The sequence below is a fragment of the Mycolicibacterium rhodesiae genome, assembly GCF_002086695.1.
Classification (GTDB): domain Bacteria; phylum Actinomycetota; class Actinomycetes; order Mycobacteriales; family Mycobacteriaceae; genus Mycobacterium; species Mycobacterium rhodesiae.
Window position 1 is genome coordinate 544,489 of record NZ_MVIH01000001.1, and the last position, 18,862, is coordinate 563,350.

The following is an 18,862-nucleotide window of genomic DNA, read 5'->3' on the forward strand; positions in this document are numbered from 1 at the left end:
ACCTGAATATCGGGTGGCTGAGCGGGATTCAGCTTGCGCCGCCCGTACCGCCCCCACCGCCGGAGCCGCCCTTGCCACCTACTCCACCGGATTGAGCTTGGCCCGCAGTGCCGCTGCCGCCGGTGCTGCCCGGATTGGCGCCGTTGGCGCCCGAGCCGCCCTTGCCTCCGGAACCGCCCGATCCACCGGCACCGCCGGTGTTCGTCTGTCCGTTCTCGGCGTTGCCACCGAAACCGCCGGTGCCGCCGGTGCCGCCACGGCCGCCCGACTTCACGGTTCCCAGACCGCCGGCACCACCTGCGCCGCCGGTGCCGCCGGCGCCGGCGTTGTTGGTCTGGCCGAAGTCGAAGTTGACCCCGCCGAAGCCACCGGTGCCGCCGCTTCCGCCGGCTCCGCCGGTTGCTCCCGTGCCGCCCTGGCCGCCGGTGCCGCCTGCGCCACCGGCCCCGCCGTCGAAGCCGTTACCGCCCGGTCCGCCGGTCCCGCCGTAGCCGCCGGTGCCGCCGGCGCCACCGATCTGCGAACCGGTACCGCCCTGGCCGCCGTTGCCGCCGAGACCGCCGTTGCCTTCGGATGCCAGGCCGCCTGCGCCACCGGTGCCGCCGCTGCCGCCGGCGACACCGGTCCCGCCCTGCCCGCCGTTGCCGCCGGCGCCGCCGGACTGGCCGATGCCGCCGGCGCCGCCGGTACCGCCCTGGCCGCCGAGCTGGCCACCGTTTCCGCCGCTTCCGCCCTGGCCGCCGGCACCGGCGAATTGGGTCGTGAACGAGCCGCCTCCGGCGCCGCCGGTCCCACCGCTGCCGCCGTTGCCGGTCCAGCCGTTGAGACCGAAGAGGCCGAAGAAACCCCCTCGCCCGCCTGCCCCGCCGTCCCCACCGTTGCCGCCCTGGCCGCCGTTGTCGCCGAGGGTCGGGGCAGTGGCCCCGTTTGCGCCGCTGCCGCCGACGCCGCCGGCTCCGCCGTTCCCGCCGCGGCCGAAGAAGAACCCACCGGCCCCGCCGCTGCCGCCGTTCGCGCCGTTCCCGCCGTCGTCGCCGGGAAGGGTGCCGGCGGCACCGGTGATACCGGCTCCGCCGTTCCCGCCGCGGCCGAAGAAAAAGCCACCGGCTCCGCCACTGCCGCCGTCGAGCCCGTTACCGCCGTTGCCGAAAAGCAGTCCGGCGTTGCCGCCGTTGCAGGCGCTGCCGACGCAACCGGGCTGGGCGTCGGCGCCATTGCCGATGAAGATGCCGATGATGGGGATGTCACGCACCGTTATGTCGCTGACGGCGGCGGCCAGGACGGTGGGGGAAACCGGCGTTGCGCGGGTCTGCACCGGACCGGCCGAGGTGCACTCGGTGTTCGTCATCAGGCACTGCAGGCCACTGGGCGAAGGCGGCTCAGCGGGTGCTGCGGCGGCCGGGCCTGCGGTGGCCAACAGCAGACCGGCACCGGCGAATGCAGTTCCGAAGGTGAGCGACAACGTCGTCGTGGGAACTGTCAAGAAAAGGCGGCGAGCACTGTATGGCGACACGGCAACCCTTCGACGTGGGAGCTCCGGGCGAGCTGATCACGCCGATCATCACATGGCGGCCAGTGCTGAGGTCGATATTTGTGACGGCAAGGAAAATAATCGCGTGTCCGTTGGGCTGGGGGTCGTGGGACCCACTCAGCGGCTGCCGTAGAGGCGCAGCGCTCGCGCGGCGGCGGTGGCCACGTCAGCGCGCAGTGACGTGATCGGTGAGCTACCGCGGGTGTGTATCGCGTTGGACAGCAGGACCACGTAGGTGTCCGAGCCCGGATCCAGCCACAGGGAGGTGCCGGTGAACCCGGTGTGGCCGAAGCTGCCGACCGGGAACACCGTGCCGCGGGTGCTGGACTGGCCGGTGTCGATGTCCCAGCCCAAGCCGCGAAGGTTCGCACCCGGGATCGCCGGGTACCGCGCGAGACCGCCCGGCTTCCCCCGCGCGGCGTTGGCCGCGTCGAGTTGTCCCGCGGTGTGGCCCGGCTGCTGCGGGGAGGTCATCAGCTCGAGGGTCGACTGCATCAGCGGAAAAGTGCTTGGCCTGCCGGCAAGGCGGTCGAGAAGCGCCTGGGCGAAGACGCTGACATCGGCGGCGGTGGAGAAAACCCCGGCATGTCCGGCCACCCCGCCCATCCGTCGCGCCGTCGTATCGTGCACGGTGCCGCGCAACAGGTGGCCGAAGTCGGGGTTGCGGTTCGGCTCGCCGGGGTTGTCCTCATCCCACGCTGTCGGTGCGATACGGGGTAGCAGGCTCGTATTCCATTGGCCTGCACTGCATTCGGTTGACTCGATGGGTGACCACCGGACTGCGGCACCCGTGATCGTCTGGTGGCCGCAGACTTTCGCCAGCGGCAGATAGCGGGTGTCGGCCATGCCCAGCGGGACGAACACGTGCTGGTGCACGTAGTCGTCCTCGGGCTCACCGGTGATTCGCTCGATCAGTGCGCCGAGCAGGATGAAGTTGATGTCGGAGTAGCGAAAGCCCTCTCCGGGAAGCGATTCCAGTGGTGTGGTCAGCGCGCGACGGAAACCTTCGGCCCGGTCGGGGGAGCCCAGCCCCCACGGATCCTTCAGTTCGACGTCACCGGTTTCACCTGAGGTGTGGGTGAGCAGCATCCGCACCGTCACTTCGGCGCGCTTGGGGTCGTTGCCGGTGTTGAAGTCGGGCAGATACTTCTGAATCGGGTCGTCGAATGCCAGCAGGCCCTGCTCGTAAAGCTGCATGACAGCGGTCGCGGTGGCAAGGGGTTTCGTCAGTGACGCGAGGTCGAAGACGGTGTCCTCGGTCATCGGTTCGGCGGGCGCGGGCACCCCGTCAAGGCCCCGTTCACCGGCCAGCTTGCGCACCCCGTAGGCCCTGCGGAACACGACTGTGCCCCCATGCCCGACCAGGACCACCGCACCGGGCAGGCGGTTCGCCGCGACGGCCTCGGTCATGATCGTCGACACCGCGGGAAGATCGGATGTGGGTGGTGGCGCTGGTCGCACCGGCGCGTACGTGGGAACCGGGGCCGCGCGTGCGGTCTCGGTCACCGTGGCGTGTGGCGCGAGACCGTGAGAGCACGCCGTGACCAGGGTCAGCAGCACACACCCGGCAACGCGAGCTGCCGACTGAAAGCGGCCGCGGCGCAACGGAATTGGTTCGGCCTCAGTCGAGGTAGTCGCGCAACACCTGAGAACGGCTGGGGTGCCGCAGCTTGCTCATGGTCTTCGACTCGATCTGCCGGATCCGCTCACGGGTGACGCCGTACACCTGCCCGATCTCGTCGAGGGTGCGCGGCTGGCCGTCGGTGAGGCCGAACCGCAGCCGCACCACCCCGGCTTCACGCTCGGACAGCGTCTCGAGCACCGACTGCAACTGATCCTGCAGCAGGGTGAAGGAGACGGCGTCGACCGCCACCACAGCTTCGCTGTCCTCGATGAAGTCGCCGAGTTGGCTGTCGCCCTCGTCGCCGATGGTCTGGTCCAGCGAGATCGGCTCACGCGCGTACTGCTGGATCTCCAGCACCTTCTCCGGCGTGATGTCCATTTCCTTGGCCAGCTCTTCGGGAGTGGGCTCGCGGCCCAGGTCCTGAAGCAGCTCGCGCTGGATGCGACCCAGCTTGTTGATGACCTCGACCATGTGCACCGGGATACGGATGGTGCGGGCCTGGTCTGCCATCGCGCGGGTGATCGCCTGGCGGATCCACCACGTGGCGTAGGTGGAGAACTTGTAGCCCTTGGTGTAGTCGAACTTCTCCACCGCGCGGATCAGACCCAGGTTGCCCTCCTGGATGAGATCCAGGAACGCCATGCCGCGACCGGTGTAGCGCTTGGCCAGCGACACCACCAGACGCAGGTTGGCCTCGAGCAGATGGTTCTTAGCGCGGTCGCCGTCGCGGCAGATCCACTGCATGTCGCGGCGCTGCTGGACCGGGAGCTTTTCGCCTTTGTCGGTCTTCTCCGCCATCAGCTGGGTGGCGTAGAGGCCGGCCTCGATCCGCTTGGCGAGCTCGACCTCCTCCTCGGCGTTGAGCAGTGCGACCTTGCCGATCTGCTTGAGATAGGCGCGCACCGAGTCCGCTGATGCGGTCAGCTCAGCGTCCTTGCGCGCCTGCCGCAGTGCCTCGGACTCTTCTTCGTCCCAGACGAAGTCGCCCGAGGCCTTGTCCTTTTCGGACGGCTCGGCGATGTCTTCGTCGTCGCCGGACTCGCCCTCGGCGGCCGGGGCGCCCGCAGCCGGGGTGCCTTCCTCGTCGGCCGCCTCGTCAGAATCCTCGGCGACGTCTTCGAGGTCCTCGAGTTCGATGTCGTCCTCGGCTACGTCGAGTTCGGGATCGACGTCGAGGTCGCCGTCGAGTTCGTCATCGGCGCCGGCCTCGGCGTCGGTGTCCGCGGGGGCGGCATCCTTCTTGGCTCGGCCACGGGTGGCGGGCGCCTTCTTGGCGGCAGCCTTGGTGGCACGCGCCTTGGTGGGCGCGGCCGTTGCCTCAGTGATCTCGGAATCGCCGGCTTCGGCTTCGGCGGCGCGGGGAGCGGCCTTGGTGGCTCGCTTGGCCGGCGCGGAACCGTTGGCCGCCTTAACTGCCGGCTTCTTCGCGGGAGTCTTGGTGGCGGTGCGCTTCACCGGCTCATCGGTTGCCGGGCTTGCCTTCGTCGCTGCCACGTACACCCTTTCGGTCGTGCTGGCTCTCGGCGGGCGTGGGCGCGCCACCGAAAGCGTCGGCTATGAGGACTATTGGCGTGGATCTCGTGGTGGATTCTCGCCGCTATCCGGTAGGCGGCCGCCATCGACCATTGTAACGACAGTGTGGGCCGCTACCGCGCCGAGCGACGAAAAATCAGCGTGTGACGTCGGCCTGAGCCGCCATCGCAGCCCCGACGATGCCCGCCTCGTTCTGCAACTCCGCGGCCACCACCGGGGTGCGGTTCTTCAGCAGCGGGATCCATTTGTCGGCCTTGCGGCTGATGCCGCCGCCGGCGATGAACAGGTCGGGCCAGATCGCGTTCTCGATGGTGACCAGGACTTTCGTGACTTCCTCGCTCCACCGCTCGTAGCTCCAGTCCTTGCGCTCCTTGACCGAGGAAGCCGCGCGGTGTTCGGCTTCCTTGCCGCCGACCTCGAGATGGCCGAACTCGGTGTTGGGCAGCAGCTGACCGCCGTGGATCACCGCGGATCCGATGCCGGTGCCGAAGGTCAGCAAGACGATCACGCCGTCCCGGTTGCGTCCGGCGCCATGGCGCTGCTCGGCGATGCCTGCGGCGTCGGCGTCGTTGAGCACGACCACGTGCTGGCCGCCGAGCGCCGCGCCGATCACCTCGGAGGCGCTGGTCCCGATCCAGCCCTTGTCGACGTTGGCCGCGGTCTGCACGACGCCGTTGACGACGACACCCGGGTAGGTCACACCCAGCGGGCCGGTCCAATCGAAGTGCCGGACCACCTCGGCGACCGTCTCGGCGACCGCCTCGGGGGTGGACGGCTGCGGGGTCAGCAACTTGTAGCGGTCGCCGATCAGTTTGCCGGTGTCGAGATCGACGATCCCACCCTTGACCCCGCTGCCACCGACGTCGACGCCGAAGCCGCGGTTCTGTCCGGGGGTGGTGGGGGATTCGGTCTCGGGCATGGGCTGCTCCTCGGCGACGCGGGCGGTCTGCGCGATGCACACACTAGTGGCTGCGCGGCCCTTTGTGTTCGGTGTCGGGAGGTCTGTGCTGCGATGGTCGGGTGACTGACAACGGGGGACAAGAGTTACGGGCACTGGCCGAGCAGCTGGCCGCCGAAGCGGCCGCGTTCGTCCGCCGCAGGCGCGCGGAAGTCTTCGGCGACGGGCACGGCTCGATCGCCGCGCATTCGGTTCAGACGAAGAGCACGCCGACCGATCCGGTGACCATTGTGGACACCGAAACCGAACTGCTACTGCGTGATCGGCTCGGCGCGCTGCGTCCCGACGACGTGATTCTCGGCGAGGAGGGCGGCGGTCCGGCGGCCGGCGCTGACGGTGCGGTCTGCTGGGTGCTCGACCCGATCGACGGCACGGTGAACTTCATGTACGGCATTCCGGCGTATGGGATCTCGATCGCCGCCCAGATCGACGGCGTGTCGGTGGCGGGCGCGGTCGCCGACGTGGCCGGCGGGGAGGTGTACTCGGCGGCCGTCGGTCACGGCGCCCATGTGTCCCGCGACGGGCAGCGCCTGCAGCTGCGGGCCGGCCCGGTGACGGATCTGTCGATGGCGTTGGTGGGCACCGGTTTCGGCTACGCCCCGCAGCGGCGCGCCGAGCAGTCCGCCTTGTTGGCGCAGTTGCTGCCGCTGGTGCGGGACGTCCGGCGGATCGGGTCGGCCTCGCTGGATCTGTGCATGGTCGCCGCCGGCCGTCTCGACGCCCACTACGAGCACGGCCTGCACGTGTGGGACTGGGCGGCCGGCGCGCTGATCGCCGCCGAGGCGGGCGCGGTGGTGGCGTTGCCGCAGCCCGACGAGGACGGCGCGCTGCTGGTTGTGGCGGCGCCGGGGATCGCGTCCGCGCTCACCGACGCCTTGGCGGGTTTCGGCGGATTGCGGCCGCTGGCCTGATCAGCAGGTGCCGTTGTGGATCTTGGTCAGCAACGTCGAATCGGCGGGCTCGGTGGCGTCCGGACGCAGACCGGCCAGGACGGCGTCGATGTCGTCGCTGTGCGCCAGCGTGGTGAAGTCGGTGCCGATGGCCAGGTCGACCGAGTCGTCCTTGCGGTCGTCCTGGAACAGTTCGACGCAGGGTGCCACCAGCCAGACCGCGGCCGCGCCGGCCCGGCCGCCGGCGCCGAAGCGGATCTGGCCCTGGCAGGTCAGCCGGGTGCTGGTGTAGATCGGGTCGTTGGCCGCGGTGGGCTGGGCGAAGCCGAGGTCGCGCAGTGCACCGGCGACCTCGCCGGCCTGCCCGCCCTGGCCGCTGGCGTTGAGCACCCGGATCTTGGTGTCGACGAGTTTGGCCGGCGCAACGTCGATCATCGACGAATGCGACACCTGCTGGCCGAGGGTGGGCGCACCGGGCTCGGCGGCCGGTGGCGGCGGGTTGCAGGCCGCGGCCTCCCGCACGTCGACGGGGCGGGTCAGTACAAATCCCCACACGATCGCGGTGATCACGAACATCACGCCCAGCGCGATCAGTCCGGGCAGGTAGTTGCGTCGACGGAACGGGCGACCGTGCTTGTCGAAGGCCGTGCCCTCCGTGATTTGAGCGACCACGGATGCACTCTAGAGGCACCGGGCGCATCCTGGCCCAACACGCCCGTCGATCAGAATGAATACATGTGACGTAAATCACATACGGCGTAAGGGGGATCTGGGCACGAATCGTTTGGCGGATCCGTTCCACGCTGATACAAAGCCATGCTGAGGTTACGAGGGGACAAAAGATGGCTACCGACTACGACGCCCCGCGGCGCACCGAGACCGACGAGGTGTCCGAGGATTCGCTGGAGGAACTCAAGGCGCGCCGCAACGAGGCGCAGTCGGCCGTAGTAGACGTCGACGAGACGGATTCCGCGGAGAATTTCGAGCTGCCCGGGGCGGATCTCTCGGGCGAGGAGTTGGTGGTCCGCGTCGTTCCGAAGCAGGCGGACGAGTTCACCTGCTCGAGTTGCTTTCTGGTGCATCACCGCAGCCGGCTGGCCAGCGACAAGAACGGTGTGCTGCTCTGCACGGACTGTGCGGCTTAGTTAGCTGATTAGCTCCGCAGCGCGGAGAGTACCCGGTCCGGGTGGCGGGCGCTGACCAGCCAATACGGCGTCGGATCGTCCGGATCGTCGAGCACCACCAGGACCAGCGGGCCCACCCAGCCGCGATGCAGCACGAACGCTGCCGGATCGAGTTGACGGCCCAGTGCCGCCGACTTCGCCGTTCGGGGAATCTCAGCCGACCGGGACACCACCGACGTCGGCAGATGCGCCTGACCTGCCCACAATTCGACGTCGTCGCCGTTGTCGCCGCCGGTCACGACCCGGACCTCGGTGCGGCTCATCCACAGCAGCACGCCCACCGCGACGGCACCGAGCACCACGTACGGCAGCCACACCGGCAGCGTGCGCACACCCATCGTGACTTCCTTGGCGATCAATGCCGCCAAGGCCAGACCGAGCGGCCACCACCACCACGGCACCCAGAGCCGCTCGCGGTACCGCACGGTTTGCGAGGTCACACGCGAACCAGACACGCGGCCAAGGGTAGTCTTTCCCATCGTGCCGACTCCTCTCGCGGTGGTTCGCCTCGACCGCGATCTTCCACTGCCCAGCCGCGCCCACGACGGCGATGCGGGCGTGGATTTGTTCAGCGCGCAGGACGTCGACCTGGCGCCCGGTGAGCGTGCGCTGGTCGCCACCGGCATCGCCGTGGCAATTCCGCACGGCATGGTCGGATTGGTCCATCCGCGCTCCGGTTTGGCTGCGCGCGTTGGCCTTTCGATCGTCAACAGCCCCGGCACGATCGACGCCGGTTACCGCGGCGAAATCAAGATCTCGTTGATCAACCTCGACCCCGCAACGCCGATCGCGATCCGGCGTGGCGACCGCATTGCCCAATTGCTGGTCCAGCGGGTCGAACTTCCAGAGCTGGTCGAGGTGGCCTCGTTCGACGAGGCCGGACTGGCTGACACCACCCGTGGCGAAGGCGGCCACGGATCCTCCGGCGGACATGCGAGTTTGTGATGGCATTCGGCAGACGAAAGAACGAATCAGACACCGGCGCGGACGCGACGGCAGAGGCCCCGGCGGTCCAGGACCCCGCTGCCGACGTCGACGACGCCGACGACGTCGACGACGGTTACGACGGTGGCCCGTTCGACATTGAGGACTTCGACAACCCGGCCGACGCCGCGGAAGCCCGCCTGGACCTGGGTTCGGTGCTGGTGCCGATGCCGGCGGCCGGGCAGATCCAGGTCGAGTTGAACGAGGTGGGCGTGCCCAGCGCGGTGTGGGTGGTCACGCCGCACGGCCGGTTCACGATCGCCGCCTACGCAGCGCCGAAGTCGCCCGGGCTGTGGCGTGAGGTGGCCGGCGAGCTGGCCGACTCGTTGCGCAAGGACAACGCACAGGTCTCCATCGAAGACGGCCCGTGGGGCCGCGAGGTGGTCGGCACCGGCGCCGGCGTAGTGCGCTTCATCGGCGTCGACGGCTATCGCTGGATGATCCGCTGTGTGGTCAACGGCGCTCCCGAAGCCATGGGCAATCTGGTTGCCGAGGCGCGAGAAGCGTTGAGCGACACTGTTGTTCGTCGCGGTGACACGCCGCTGCCGGTGCGCACCCCGCTCCAGGTCCAGCTGCCCGAACCAATGCTCGAGCAGCTGCGTCAGGCCGCCGCCCAGCAGGCTCAGATGGCGGCCGCGCAGCAGGCGACGATCCAGGAGCAGCAGGGCCAGGCCCAGCCGCCGACCGAACGGCGCAGCGCCTCCGGCTCGGCCATGCAGCAGCTGCGCAGCTCCAGTACCGGCGGCTGATCATCCTTCGGCGTCGGTCAACGCTCCCAGACACGCCGAACCAAGTACTTCCGGCTTCGGTCCGAAGTCGTCGAGGCTGACCGTCCGCAGCGCCGCCCGCGGCGCGGCCGCCACCCACTCCAGGGCCACCTCCAGCGGATGGATCGGGTCGTCGGTCGCCCCCACGACGCCCATCGGCACACCGAGCCGTCCGATCTCGGCGACGCCCGGCGCCACGTAGCCGGCGGCATCCTCCATCGCGTCCGGCAGTAGCGGCCACTGGGCCAGCCAGCTCCGAGCCAGCTCGTCGGCCAGCCAGGCGGGGCTGGAGGCGCGCATCTGGGTGGTGGTGGCGACCAGCCCCTCGGTACGCAGCTGATGCGCGGTGTGGCGGGCCGACAACGCGGCCGGAGCGGTTTGGGCCGCACCGCTCCAGGCGGGCAGCGCCGCCAGCACCGCGACCGCGTGCCCCGGGTGGGCCAGTGCCCAGGCCAGCGCCACCGCCGCGCCGATGGACACCCCGCCGACGATGACCGGGCCGCCCCGGGCGGCGTCGTCGAGCGCATCGAGGTAGCCGGCGACCAGCCGGGAGGGCTGCGGAGCAGGCGTGACGACCACCGCGCCGACACCGTGCAGGGGACCGGCGAACGCCCGGTAGACGTAGTCGTCATCGCTTCCCGTGCCGGGCAGCAGCACTGCCGTCACACCGCGAAAAGTGATCGTCATCTCATGATCGTGCCCTGTTACGTATGGGCAACGCCCGCCGCGGGTATGCCACATGGCATCGCGGCACCAAGAGGTCTACCGTTGCGTTGGCATTGTGATCCGCTGGAGTATCAGGAGAGGCCATGGCTACGGCCGAAAGTTTCGTTCGACGTCTCACTCGTCGGTTGACGGAAGACCCTGAGCAGCGCGACGTCGAGGAACTCACCGATGAAGCCGCCGGCACCGGCGCCCAGCGAGCAATTGACTGCCAGCGCGGCCAAGAGGTGACGATGGTGGGCACCTTGCGCAGTGTGGAGACCAACGCCAAGGGTTGCGCCGGTGGCGTTCGCGCCGAACTCTTCGACGGCACCGACACCGTCACGCTGGTCTGGCTGGGACAGCGCCGTATCGCCGGTATCGAGTCGGGCCGCGCCCTGCGAGTGCGTGGCCGGCTGGGCACCCTCGAGAACGGCACCAAGGCCATCTACAACCCGCACTACGAGATCCAGACTTGAGCCGTCCCGTCGAAGACAGCGATCGCAGTCAGGACGCGCCGGCCGACACCCCAGCGGGAACCCCCGAGGAGACGACGCCCGCGCAGGCCCTGCTCGCCCAGATGGGCGGCGTCAGCGGCCTGATCTACTCGGCACTGCCGGTGGTGGTCCTGGTCCCGGTGAACACCGCCTTCGGCCTGGTGCCCGCGATCAGTGCGGCGCTCGGCGTCGCCGCCCTGATCCTGGTGTGGCGGCTCTACCGTCGCGATTCGGTGCAGCCCGCCATCTCGGGGTTCATCGGCGTGGGGATCAGCGCGCTGATCGCCTGGATCGTCGGCGCGTCGAAGGGCTACTTCCTGCTGGGCATCTGGACGTCGCTGATCTGGGCGGCGGTGTTCGCACTCTCGGTCGTCATCCGCAGGCCCATTGTGGGATACGCCTGGAGTTGGATCAGCAACAAGGACCGTGCCTGGCGCGGAAACCGGCGCGCGGTGTTCGCCTTCGACATCGCGACGCTGACCTGGGTGCTGGTGTTCGCCTCCCGGTTCGCGGTGCAGCGCCACCTGTACGACGCCGATCAGACCGGCTGGCTCGGGGTGGCCCGGATCGCGATGGGCTGGCCGCTGACCGCGGTGGCCGCCCTGGTGACCTACCTGGCGATCCGCGCCGCGCAACGCGCCATCCACGCCGCCCACGCACGCAGCCACGACGGCGACGTCGCGCCCGCCGAAGACTGACTGTGGTTGGGCGCGACGACCGTCTGCTCGTCGCCGTCGCGGTACTCGCGTCGTTCGTCGCGTTTCTCGACGGTTCGGTGGTGAATCTGGCCCTGCCTGCCATCGGTGCCGAACTCGGCGGCGGACTTGTCATCCAGCAATGGGTCGTCGACGGGTACCTGCTGACGCTGGGTGCGCTGATTCTGCTTGCCGGCGCGATCTCCGACACCTTCGGGCGGCTGACGGTTTTGCGGGCCGGGCTCGTGGTGTTCGGCGTCGCATCACTGCTGTGCGCGGCCGCACCGAGCGGACCGGTGTTGGTCGTCGGCCGTTGCGTCCAGGGACTGGGCGCGGCCTTTCTGGTCCCGAGTTCACTGGCCATGCTCAACGCCCGGTTCACCGGCGCCGAACAGTCCCGCGCGATCGGCGTCTGGACGGCCTGGACCGGCACCGCATTCGTCATCGGGCCGCTGCTGGGCGGTGTGCTGGTCGAAACGCTGGGCTGGCGGTGGGTGTTCGCCGTCAACGTGGTCCCACTCGCGGTCACGCTCATCCTCGCAGGCAAGCTGACCGATCGGACACCCCGGACGGGTGCACACATCGACGCAGTCGGCGCGGTCCTCACAGCGCTGGGGCTGAGCGCGACGGTCTTCGCGATGATCGAACAGCAGCGGCTGGGCTGGCACGATCCGGCCATCGTCACCGCGCTCATCGTCGGGCCCGCCAGCCTGATCGCGTTCGGCTGGTGGGAACGCCGCGCCCGCCATCCGATGCTGCCGCCCGCGGTCTTCTCGGCACGCAACTTCACGGTCGGCAACCTGGCCACCGTGTTCCTCTATGCGGGCATCTCACTGGGCCAGCTGCTGGTGGCGTTGTTCTTGCAGGAGGTCGGGGGACTGTCGCCCGCGCAGGCCGGCCTGGCGACACTGCCGGTGCCGGTCCTGTCGTTCTTGTTGGCGGCCCGCTTCGGTGAGCTCGCCGGCCGCTATGGCCCGCGCCGCTTCATGGCGGTCGGGCCGCTGATCGCCGCGGCGGGGTTCGGATGGATGGCGATCGGCGCAGGCAACGTGTGGCTGCAGACGCTGCCGGGCATGGCGCTGTTCGGGGTGGGGCTCTCGGTGGCCGTGTCCCCGCTGACCGCCGCGGTCCTGGCCGCCGTCCCGACGTCGCAAAGCGGCATCGGCTCGGCGATCAACAACGCTGTCGCCCGGGTGGCGGGTTTGATCGCGATCGCATTCACCGCGGTCATCGTCGGTGGCGCAATGACTTTCGACGGTTTCCGCCACGGCGTAATGACTGCCGCGGTTCTCCTGGTGATCGCGGGCATCGTCTCGGCGGTGGGCATCCGCGACGACGCGCCTGCGCTGTCCGCCGAGTCGTCGGCCGCCGCCGCGGCGTGTCACGACCGGGACGGGCCGCCCCCGGCGCCGGTGTACCCGGACTAGCCGGTCGAGGCCGACAGCACGGTCTTGCGCAACTCGTCTTCCACTTCCGGGGCGGCCACGAACAGCAGCTCGTCGCCGCCCTCCAGCGGCTCGTCGGCCTCCGGCACGATCACCCGCGGCCCGCGCAGGATCGTCACCAGCGTGGCGTCCCGCGGCAGGATCAGCTTGCGGACCGGCCGCCCGCCCCACGGGGTGTCGTCGGGCAGGGTGATCTCGACGAGGTTGGCGTGGCCCTGGCGGAACTGCATGAGACGCACCAGGTCACCGACCGCGACGGCCTCCTCCACCAGCGAGGCCAGCATCCGCGGTGTGGACACCGCGACGTCGACGCCCCACGAGCTGTCGAAGAGCCACTCGTTGCGCGGGTCGTTGACCCGGGCCACGACGCGCGAGACCGCGAACTCCGTCTTGGCCAGCAGGGACAGCACCACGTTCGCCTTGTCGTCGCCGGTGGCGGCGACGACGACATCGAACTCCTGCAGGTGCACCGACTCGAGCAAGCTGATCTCGCAGGCATCGCCGAGGCGCCAGTGCGCGGCCGGGATGGCGTCGACGTCGAGATGCTCGGCATTGCGCTCGATGAGCGTGACCTCGTGCTCGCTCTCGAGCAGTTCGCGGGCAATCGACCGGCCGACTGCGCCTGCCCCGGCGATCGCCACTTTGAGCCGCTTGTCGCCCATCAGTGCCCCTCTCCGACGTCGGGGCCGGGTGGCAGCGCGGCGATGGCCAGCGCTTCGGCGGCGCGCCCGGACACCGCCGCGATGTACACCTGGTCGCCGGCCTGCAGCACGGTCTTGGGCTCGGGCAGGATGCCGGTGCCGAACCGGACCACGAACGCGACTCGCGCGCCGGTCGCAACTTCAAGCGAGGTCAGCCGGTGACCTACCCAGCCTTCGTGCAGGGCCACCTCGGCAACGGCCATCGTGCCGGTGGGATCGCGCCATTTGGTGGTCTCGGTGTCGCGCACCAGCGCACCCAGCAGGCGGTCGGTGGTCCACGGCACGGTGGCGACCGTGGGGATTCCCAGCCGTTCGTAGACCGCGGCGCGTTTGGCATCGTAAATGCGTGCGACCACGCGCTGCACGCCGAACGTCTCGCGGGCGACGCGCGCCGAGATGATGTTGGAGTTGTCCCCGGAGGACACCGCGGCGAACGCATCGGCGTTCTGGATTCCCGAGCGCAGCAGGACTTCTCGGTCGAAGCCCATGCCCAGCACCCGCTCGCCGGAGAAGTCGGGGGACAGCCGGTGGAAGGCCGTCGGGTCCCGGTCGATGATCGCCACCTCGTGGCCTATCCGGGACAGCGCGTCGGCCAGCGAGGCGCCGACGCGGCCGCATCCCATCACCACTACCCGCACCTGGTGTCCTCTCGACTTTGCCGTGCGCCGACCCGACCGTATGGGGAACGCTACAGCCAAATCGGTGAAGGCTTACTCTTGGCACTCGTGTCTAAGCTTTCGACCGCCGCACGTCGGCTGGTCCTGGGGCAGCCGTTCCGCAGCGACAAGCTGAGTCACACGCTGCTGCCCAAGCGCATCGCCTTGCCGGTGTTCGCCTCCGACGCCATGTCGTCGGTGGCCTACGCCCCCGAGGAAATCTTCCTGGTGCTCTCGGTGGCGGGCCTGTCGGCCTACACCATGGCGCCGTGGATCGGGCTGGCTGTCGCGCTCGTGATGCTCGTGGTGGTCGCCTCCTACCGCCAGAACGTGCACGCCTACCCGTCCGGCGGGGGCGACTACGAGGTGGTGACCACCAACCTCGGGCCGACGGCGGGGCTGACGGTGGCCAGCGCCCTGTTGGTCGACTATGTGCTGACCGTCGCGGTGTCGATGGCTTCGGCGATGTCGAACATCGGCTCGGCAATCCCGTTCGTCGACACCCACAAGGTGTGGTTCGCGGTGGCGGCCATCGTGCTGCTCGCGTCGATCAACCTGCGCGGGATCCGCGAGTCGGGCACCGCATTCGCGATTCCCACCTACGCGTTCATGTTCGGCATGTACATCATGCTCGGCTGGGGCCTTTTCCAGATCTACGTGCTCGACATCCCGCTGCGCGCCGAGTCCGCTGGCTTCGAGGTGCACAACGAGCACGGCAAGGTGCTCGGTTTCGCCCTGGTGTTCCTGGTTGCGCGGGCGTTCTCGTCCGGGTGCGCGGCGCTGACCGGTGTCGAGGCGATCAGCAACGGTGTGCCCGCATTCCGGAAGCCGAAGTCGCGCAACGCGGCGACAACGTTGGCGATGCTCGGCCTGATCGCCATCTCGCTGTTCATGGGCATCATCCTGCTGGCCAAGGCGACCGGGGTGAAGGTGGCCGACGATCCCGCCAGCCAGCTGGTCGGTGCGCCGCAGAACTACCAGCAGAAGACGTTGGTGGCGCAGCTGGCCGACGCGGTGTTCCACGACTTCCCGATCGGCCTGTTCCTGATCACCGGTGTCACCGCCCTGATCCTCGTGTTGGCGGCCAACACCGCCTTCAACGGTTTCCCGGTGCTGGGTTCGATCCTGGCTCAGGACCGCTACCTGCCGCGCCAGTTGCACACTCGCGGTGACCGGCTGGCGTTCTCGAACGGCATCGTGTTCCTGGCGTTGGCCGCGATCGCTTTCGTGGTGGCTTTCCGGGCCGAGGTGACCGCGCTCATCCAGCTCTACATCGTCGGCGTTTTCGTGTCGTTCACGCTCAGCCAGATCGGCATGGTCCGGCACTGGACGCGCCACTTGCGCACCGAAACAGATCCCCGCGCCCGCAGGCACATGATGCGCTCCCGGGTCATCAACACAATCGGCTTCCTCGCCACCGGCGCGGTGCTGATCGTGGTGCTGGTCACCAAGTTCGTCGCCGGAGCGTGGATCGCAATCCTGGCCATGTCAAGCCTTTTCATTCTGATGAAGGCGATCCACAAGCATTACGACACCGTCGCCCGCGAGCTGGCCGAGCAGGAAGCCGAGCAGGGTGACGTGGTGCTGCCCAGCCGCAACCACGCCGTCGTGCTGGTCTCCAAACTGCACATGCCGACATTGCGCGCGCTGTCCTACGCCAGGGCCACCCGGCCTGATGTGCTCGAGGCCATCACGGTCAACGTCGACGACTCCGAAACTCGTCAGCTGGTCCACAAGTGGGAAGACAGCGACATCACTGTTCCGTTGAAAGTCGTTGCGTCCCCGTACCGAGAGGTCACCCGTCCGGTCCTCGACTACGTCAAGCGGATCAGCAAGGAAGCGCCCCGCACGGTGGTGACGGTCTTCATCCCGGAATACGTGGTCGGCCATTGGTGGGAGCAGGTGCTGCACAATCAGAGCGCGCTGCGACTCAAGGGTCGACTGCTGTTCATGCCCAACGTGATGGTGACTTCGGTTCCGTGGCAACTCAATTCGTCGGAGCGCGTGCACGAGTTGCAGTCGCAGAACGCTCCGGGCGATGTACGACGGGGCTTTTTGGAGTGAATCGATAGTGAGTCAGGGGGACACGGTCGAGCTGGAACTGACCACCGGCGCGGCCGCCAACGGGGGTAGCTGCGTGGCACGCCACGACGGCCGGGTGGTGTTCGTCCGGTATGCCCTGCCCGGCGAAGTGGTGCGGGCCCGGGTGACCGGAGACCGCGGATCCTATTGGCACGCAGAGGCAATCGAGGTCATCCAGCCGTCACCCGACCGGGTGGAGTCGCACTGCCGGATCGCCGGGGTCGGCGGGGCAGGCTGCTGCGATCTGGCGTTCGCCACGCCCGAGGCGGCCCGGGTGCTCAAGGGGCAGGTGGTGGCCAATCAGCTGGCCCGGCTCGGTGATTTTCACTGGGACGGGGTGGCCGAACCGCTCGGTGACGGCGCGGCGCGCGGCTGGCGAACCCGGGTGCGGCTGGACACCACCGCTGCGGGCCAGGTGGGGTTCCACCGTTATCACAGTTCGGAACTCGTCACCGATCTGGATTGCGCGCAGCTGCCACCCGGCATGCTCGACGGGCTTGCGGATGTCGCCTGGGCGCCGGGGGCGCACGTGCATGTGGCGGTCGACGACGACGGCGACCGGCACGTCGTGCAGTCCGGGCCGCGGTCGGGCCGCAAGGTCTCGACACGGGTCGTCGAGGGCAATTACGAAGCGGTGCAACGGGTCGGCGACCGGCTCTGGCGAATACCGGTGACGGCGTTCTGGCAGGCGCACCGCGATGCGGCCCGGGTCTACAGCGGCCTGATCGGTCAGTGGGCACAGTTGGACGCCGGGATGACGGCGTGGGATCTGTACGGCGGCTCGGGCGTTTTCGCGGCGGCGCTGGCCGACGGCGTCGGTGACACCGGGCAGGTGATCACCGTCGACACCTCGCGCGGGTCGTCCCGGGCGGCGCACGCGGCGCTGGCCGACCTCACCTGCGTATCGGTGGTCACCGATTCGGTCCGGCGGGCGCTGAGCGCACAGCCACACCGTGCCGACGTCGCGGTCCTCGACCCGCCGCGAGCCGGCGCCGGCCGGGAGGTCATCGACCAGCTCGCGACCGCGGGTGTTCCACGGGTGATCCACATCGGTTGCGAGGCAGCATCATTCGCCCGCGACATCGGGCTCTATCGCAAGCAGGGCTACACCGTCGAGGAGCTGAGGGTGTTCGACTCGTTTCCGCTCACCCATCATGTCGAGTGCGTCGCGATACTCACCCGGTGACGTCGGGCGACTAGACTCGGTCCGCAGGTGTGCCGGGAAGTCTGGTCGGCGATAGTTTTCCCGTGCTCGTCGAGGTCTGAGGAGATTGGTGGCCGACCGAAACTCGTATGTCTCCCGCTCGCTGTTCGCCCGGGGGTCGTGGTCGGAGACATCCCGCATCAGCACGATCCTGCGCAAGGAAACCGTGGGTGGGGCGCTGCTGCTGGTGGCCGCGGCGATAGCCCTCATCTGGGCGAACTCACCCTGGTCGGCGGCCTATCACCGGCTCGGGCAGGTCCACGTCGGCACCGACCGGCTGGGCCTGCACCTCGATCTGACGCTGGGCGGCTGGGCGGCCGACGGGTTGTTGGCCATCTTCTTCTTCGTCGTCGGGCTCGAACTCAAGCGTGAATTCGTCGCAGGCGACCTCCGTGATCCTGGTCGCGCCGCGCTGCCGATCGCCGCCGCCGTCGGCGGCATGGTCGTGCCGGCAGTGATCTTCGTCTCGTTCACCTTCGGTGAGGGTGGCGGCGCGGCTCGAGGGTGGGCCATCCCGACGGCGACCGACATCGCGTTCGCCGTGGCGGTGCTGGCCGTCCTCTCCACGCATCTGCCGGGGGCGCTGCGCACATTCCTGCTCACCCTGGCCGTCGTCGACGACCTGCTGGCGATCACGGTGATCGCGGTGTTCTACACCGACAAGATCAATCTCCCCGCGCTGCTGACCGCACTGATCCCACTGGCACTGTTCACGGTGCTGGTACAGCGCCGGATCCGGTCCTGGTGGCTGCTGATCCCACTGGCCGCGCTGACTTGGGCCTTCGTCCACGAGTCCGGCGTGCATGCGACGGTCGCGGGGGTGCTGCTGGGGTTCGCGGTGCCGGTCATGCGCAGCGAAGCCGCCGGAGGTCCGGAGGCAGGCCCCGGGCTGGCCGAACATTTCGAGCACCGGATGCGTCCGGTGTCGGCGGGCTTCGCGGTGCCGGTGTTCGCGTTCTTCGCCGCCGGTGTCACGTTCGGCGGCTATGACGGTTTGATAACGGCGTTGTCCGATCCGATCGCGGTGGGCATCGTCGGCGGGCTGGTTGTGGGCAAGACCGTCGGGGTGTTCGGGACCACCTGGGTACTTGCCGCGGTGACCCGCGCCCGGCTCGACTCGGCTTTGCGCTGGGTTGACGTGTTCGGCATGTCGATGCTGGCCGGCATCGGGTTCACGGTGTCCCTGCTGATCGGCGAATTGGCCTACGATCCGGGCTCTGAGCGCCAGGATGTCGTCAAGGTCGCGGTGCTGGCAGGAAGTTTGCTGGCCGCCCTGCTCGCGTCGGTGGTGCTGCGGCTGCGCAACCGGCATTACCGGCTGGTGTGGGAGCTGGAGAACCGCGACCTCGACCACGATGGTGTGCCCGACATCTACGAGTCTGGACAGGACTGATCTCTACGACGGTGCG

General features: G+C 69.0%; 19 protein-coding genes. 10 read left to right on the forward strand and 9 right to left on the reverse strand.

What is annotated here, in order from left to right:
* Positions 1 to 28: 28 nt before the first annotated feature.
* From BST42_RS30270 to ppgK, 4 genes are all read right to left on the reverse strand, one after another.
* Positions 29 to 1,483 (reverse strand): hypothetical protein, encoded by a 1,455-nt coding sequence (locus BST42_RS30270; RefSeq protein ID WP_165760763.1) that lies wholly within the window; start codon positions 1,481 to 1,483, stop codon positions 29 to 31.
* A gap of 165 nt (positions 1,484 to 1,648) precedes the next feature.
* Positions 1,649 to 2,941: a serine hydrolase domain-containing protein gene (locus tag BST42_RS02670; protein ID WP_110918458.1), complete on the reverse strand. Its 1,293-nt coding sequence runs from the start codon at positions 2,939 to 2,941 to the stop codon at positions 1,649 to 1,651.
* Positions 2,942 to 3,152: 211 nt separating this feature from the next.
* Positions 3,153 to 4,649 (reverse strand): RNA polymerase sigma factor, encoded by a 1,497-nt coding sequence (locus BST42_RS02675; RefSeq protein WP_083117258.1) that lies wholly within the window; start codon positions 4,647 to 4,649, stop codon positions 3,153 to 3,155.
* Between the two features lie 175 nt (positions 4,650 to 4,824).
* Positions 4,825 to 5,607: a polyphosphate--glucose phosphotransferase gene (ppgK, locus tag BST42_RS02680; protein WP_083117259.1), complete on the reverse strand. Its 783-nt coding sequence runs from the start codon at positions 5,605 to 5,607 to the stop codon at positions 4,825 to 4,827.
* A gap of 101 nt (positions 5,608 to 5,708) precedes the next feature.
* On the opposite strand from ppgK, the gene BST42_RS02685 reads away from it, so the two are divergent.
* Positions 5,709 to 6,557 carry an inositol monophosphatase family protein gene (locus BST42_RS02685; RefSeq protein ID WP_083116981.1) on the forward strand — a complete coding sequence of 283 codons (849 nt, stop codon included), beginning with the start codon at positions 5,709 to 5,711 and terminating at the stop codon, positions 6,555 to 6,557.
* Here the strand turns inward: BST42_RS02685 and cei are convergent, their stop codons facing one another.
* The gene (cei, locus tag BST42_RS02690; protein WP_083116982.1) at positions 6,558 to 7,208 is read right to left on the reverse strand and encodes an envelope integrity protein Cei; all 651 of its coding nucleotides are present in this window, start codon (positions 7,206 to 7,208) and stop codon (positions 6,558 to 6,560) included.
* A gap of 170 nt (positions 7,209 to 7,378) precedes the next feature.
* On the opposite strand from cei, the gene BST42_RS02695 reads away from it, so the two are divergent.
* Positions 7,379 to 7,681, forward strand: coding sequence for a DUF4193 domain-containing protein (locus BST42_RS02695; protein WP_083116983.1), 303 nt, complete (start codon positions 7,379 to 7,381; stop codon positions 7,679 to 7,681).
* A gap of 8 nt (positions 7,682 to 7,689) precedes the next feature.
* Here BST42_RS02695 and BST42_RS02700 read toward each other — a convergent pair whose 3' ends face one another.
* Positions 7,690 to 8,175 carry a DUF3093 domain-containing protein gene (locus BST42_RS02700; protein ID WP_083116984.1) on the reverse strand — a complete coding sequence of 162 codons (486 nt, stop codon included), beginning with the start codon at positions 8,173 to 8,175 and terminating at the stop codon, positions 7,690 to 7,692.
* 25 nt (positions 8,176 to 8,200) lie between these two features.
* On the opposite strand from BST42_RS02700, the gene dut reads away from it, so the two are divergent.
* A complete protein-coding gene (dut, locus tag BST42_RS02705) occupies positions 8,201 to 8,665 on the forward strand; it encodes a dUTP diphosphatase (protein WP_083116985.1) in 465 nt (154 codons plus the stop codon).
* Positions 8,662 to 9,453 (forward strand): DUF3710 domain-containing protein, encoded by a 792-nt coding sequence (locus tag BST42_RS02710; RefSeq protein ID WP_237159173.1) that lies wholly within the window; start codon positions 8,662 to 8,664, stop codon positions 9,451 to 9,453. Before dut ends, BST42_RS02710 begins: the two co-directional genes overlap by 4 nt.
* Here BST42_RS02710 and BST42_RS02715 read toward each other — a convergent pair whose 3' ends face one another.
* Complete coding sequence (locus BST42_RS02715) at positions 9,454 to 10,158, reverse strand: alpha/beta fold hydrolase (RefSeq protein ID WP_083116987.1); 705 nt, start codon at positions 10,156 to 10,158, stop codon at positions 9,454 to 9,456.
* A gap of 122 nt (positions 10,159 to 10,280) precedes the next feature.
* On the opposite strand from BST42_RS02715, the gene BST42_RS02720 reads away from it, so the two are divergent.
* From BST42_RS02720 to BST42_RS02730, 3 genes are read left to right on the forward strand one after another with little or no spacing between them, the layout of a single operon-like run.
* Positions 10,281 to 10,652 (forward strand): OB-fold nucleic acid binding domain-containing protein, encoded by a 372-nt coding sequence (locus BST42_RS02720; protein WP_036338547.1) that lies wholly within the window; start codon positions 10,281 to 10,283, stop codon positions 10,650 to 10,652.
* Complete coding sequence (locus BST42_RS02725; protein WP_435405998.1) at positions 10,649 to 11,368, forward strand: DUF3159 domain-containing protein; 720 nt, start codon at positions 10,649 to 10,651, stop codon at positions 11,366 to 11,368. Before BST42_RS02720 ends, BST42_RS02725 begins: the two co-directional genes overlap by 4 nt.
* Before the next feature lie 2 nt (positions 11,369 to 11,370).
* The gene (locus BST42_RS02730; RefSeq protein WP_083116989.1) at positions 11,371 to 12,792 is read left to right on the forward strand and encodes an MFS transporter; all 1,422 of its coding nucleotides are present in this window, start codon (positions 11,371 to 11,373) and stop codon (positions 12,790 to 12,792) included.
* On the opposite strand, the gene BST42_RS02735 is transcribed toward BST42_RS02730, so the two are convergent.
* Both BST42_RS02735 and BST42_RS02740 read right to left on the reverse strand, forming a co-directional pair.
* Positions 12,789 to 13,472, reverse strand: coding sequence for a potassium channel family protein (locus BST42_RS02735; protein WP_083116990.1), 684 nt, complete (start codon positions 13,470 to 13,472; stop codon positions 12,789 to 12,791). The genes BST42_RS02730 and BST42_RS02735 overlap by 4 nt on opposite strands.
* A complete protein-coding gene (locus BST42_RS02740) occupies positions 13,472 to 14,149 on the reverse strand; it encodes a potassium channel family protein (protein ID WP_083116991.1) in 678 nt (225 codons plus the stop codon). The genes BST42_RS02735 and BST42_RS02740 overlap by 1 nt, the downstream gene beginning before the upstream one ends.
* Positions 14,150 to 14,227: 78 nt before the next feature.
* On the opposite strand from BST42_RS02740, the gene BST42_RS02745 reads away from it, so the two are divergent.
* The 3 genes from BST42_RS02745 (at position 14,228) to nhaA (ending at position 18,846) form a co-directional block, all read left to right on the forward strand.
* On the forward strand, positions 14,228 to 16,231 hold the full coding sequence (locus BST42_RS02745; protein ID WP_197935820.1) for an APC family permease: 2,004 nt from the start codon (positions 14,228 to 14,230) through the stop codon (positions 16,229 to 16,231).
* Positions 16,206 to 17,435: a class I SAM-dependent RNA methyltransferase gene (locus BST42_RS02750; RefSeq protein ID WP_083116993.1), complete on the forward strand. Its 1,230-nt coding sequence runs from the start codon at positions 16,206 to 16,208 to the stop codon at positions 17,433 to 17,435. Before BST42_RS02745 ends, BST42_RS02750 begins: the two co-directional genes overlap by 26 nt.
* A gap of 88 nt (positions 17,436 to 17,523) precedes the next feature.
* Positions 17,524 to 18,846, forward strand: coding sequence for a Na+/H+ antiporter NhaA (gene nhaA, locus BST42_RS02755; RefSeq protein WP_083116994.1), 1,323 nt, complete (start codon positions 17,524 to 17,526; stop codon positions 18,844 to 18,846).
* Positions 18,847 to 18,862 lie beyond the last annotated feature (16 nt).

Bases quoted from the DNA above. Each gene is read 5' to 3' on its own strand.
- BST42_RS02670 (WP_110918458.1), bottom strand. From the start codon at position 2,941: ATGACCGAGGCCGTCGCGGCGAACCGCCTGCCCGGTGCGGTGGTCCTG.
- ppgK (WP_083117259.1), bottom strand. From the start codon at position 5,607: ATGCCCGAGACCGAATCCCCCACCACCCCCGGACAGAACCGCGGCTTC.
- BST42_RS02695 (WP_083116983.1), top strand. From the start codon at position 7,379: ATGGCTACCGACTACGACGCCCCGCGGCGCACCGAGACCGACGAGGTG.
- BST42_RS02715 (WP_083116987.1), bottom strand. From the start codon at position 10,158: ATGACGATCACTTTTCGCGGTGTGACGGCAGTGCTGCTGCCCGGCACG.
- BST42_RS02720 (WP_036338547.1), top strand. From the start codon at position 10,281: ATGGCTACGGCCGAAAGTTTCGTTCGACGTCTCACTCGTCGGTTGACG.
- BST42_RS02735 (WP_083116990.1), bottom strand. From the start codon at position 13,472: ATGGGCGACAAGCGGCTCAAAGTGGCGATCGCCGGGGCAGGCGCAGTC.
- BST42_RS02750 (WP_083116993.1), top strand. From the start codon at position 16,206: ATGTACGACGGGGCTTTTTGGAGTGAATCGATAGTGAGTCAGGGGGAC.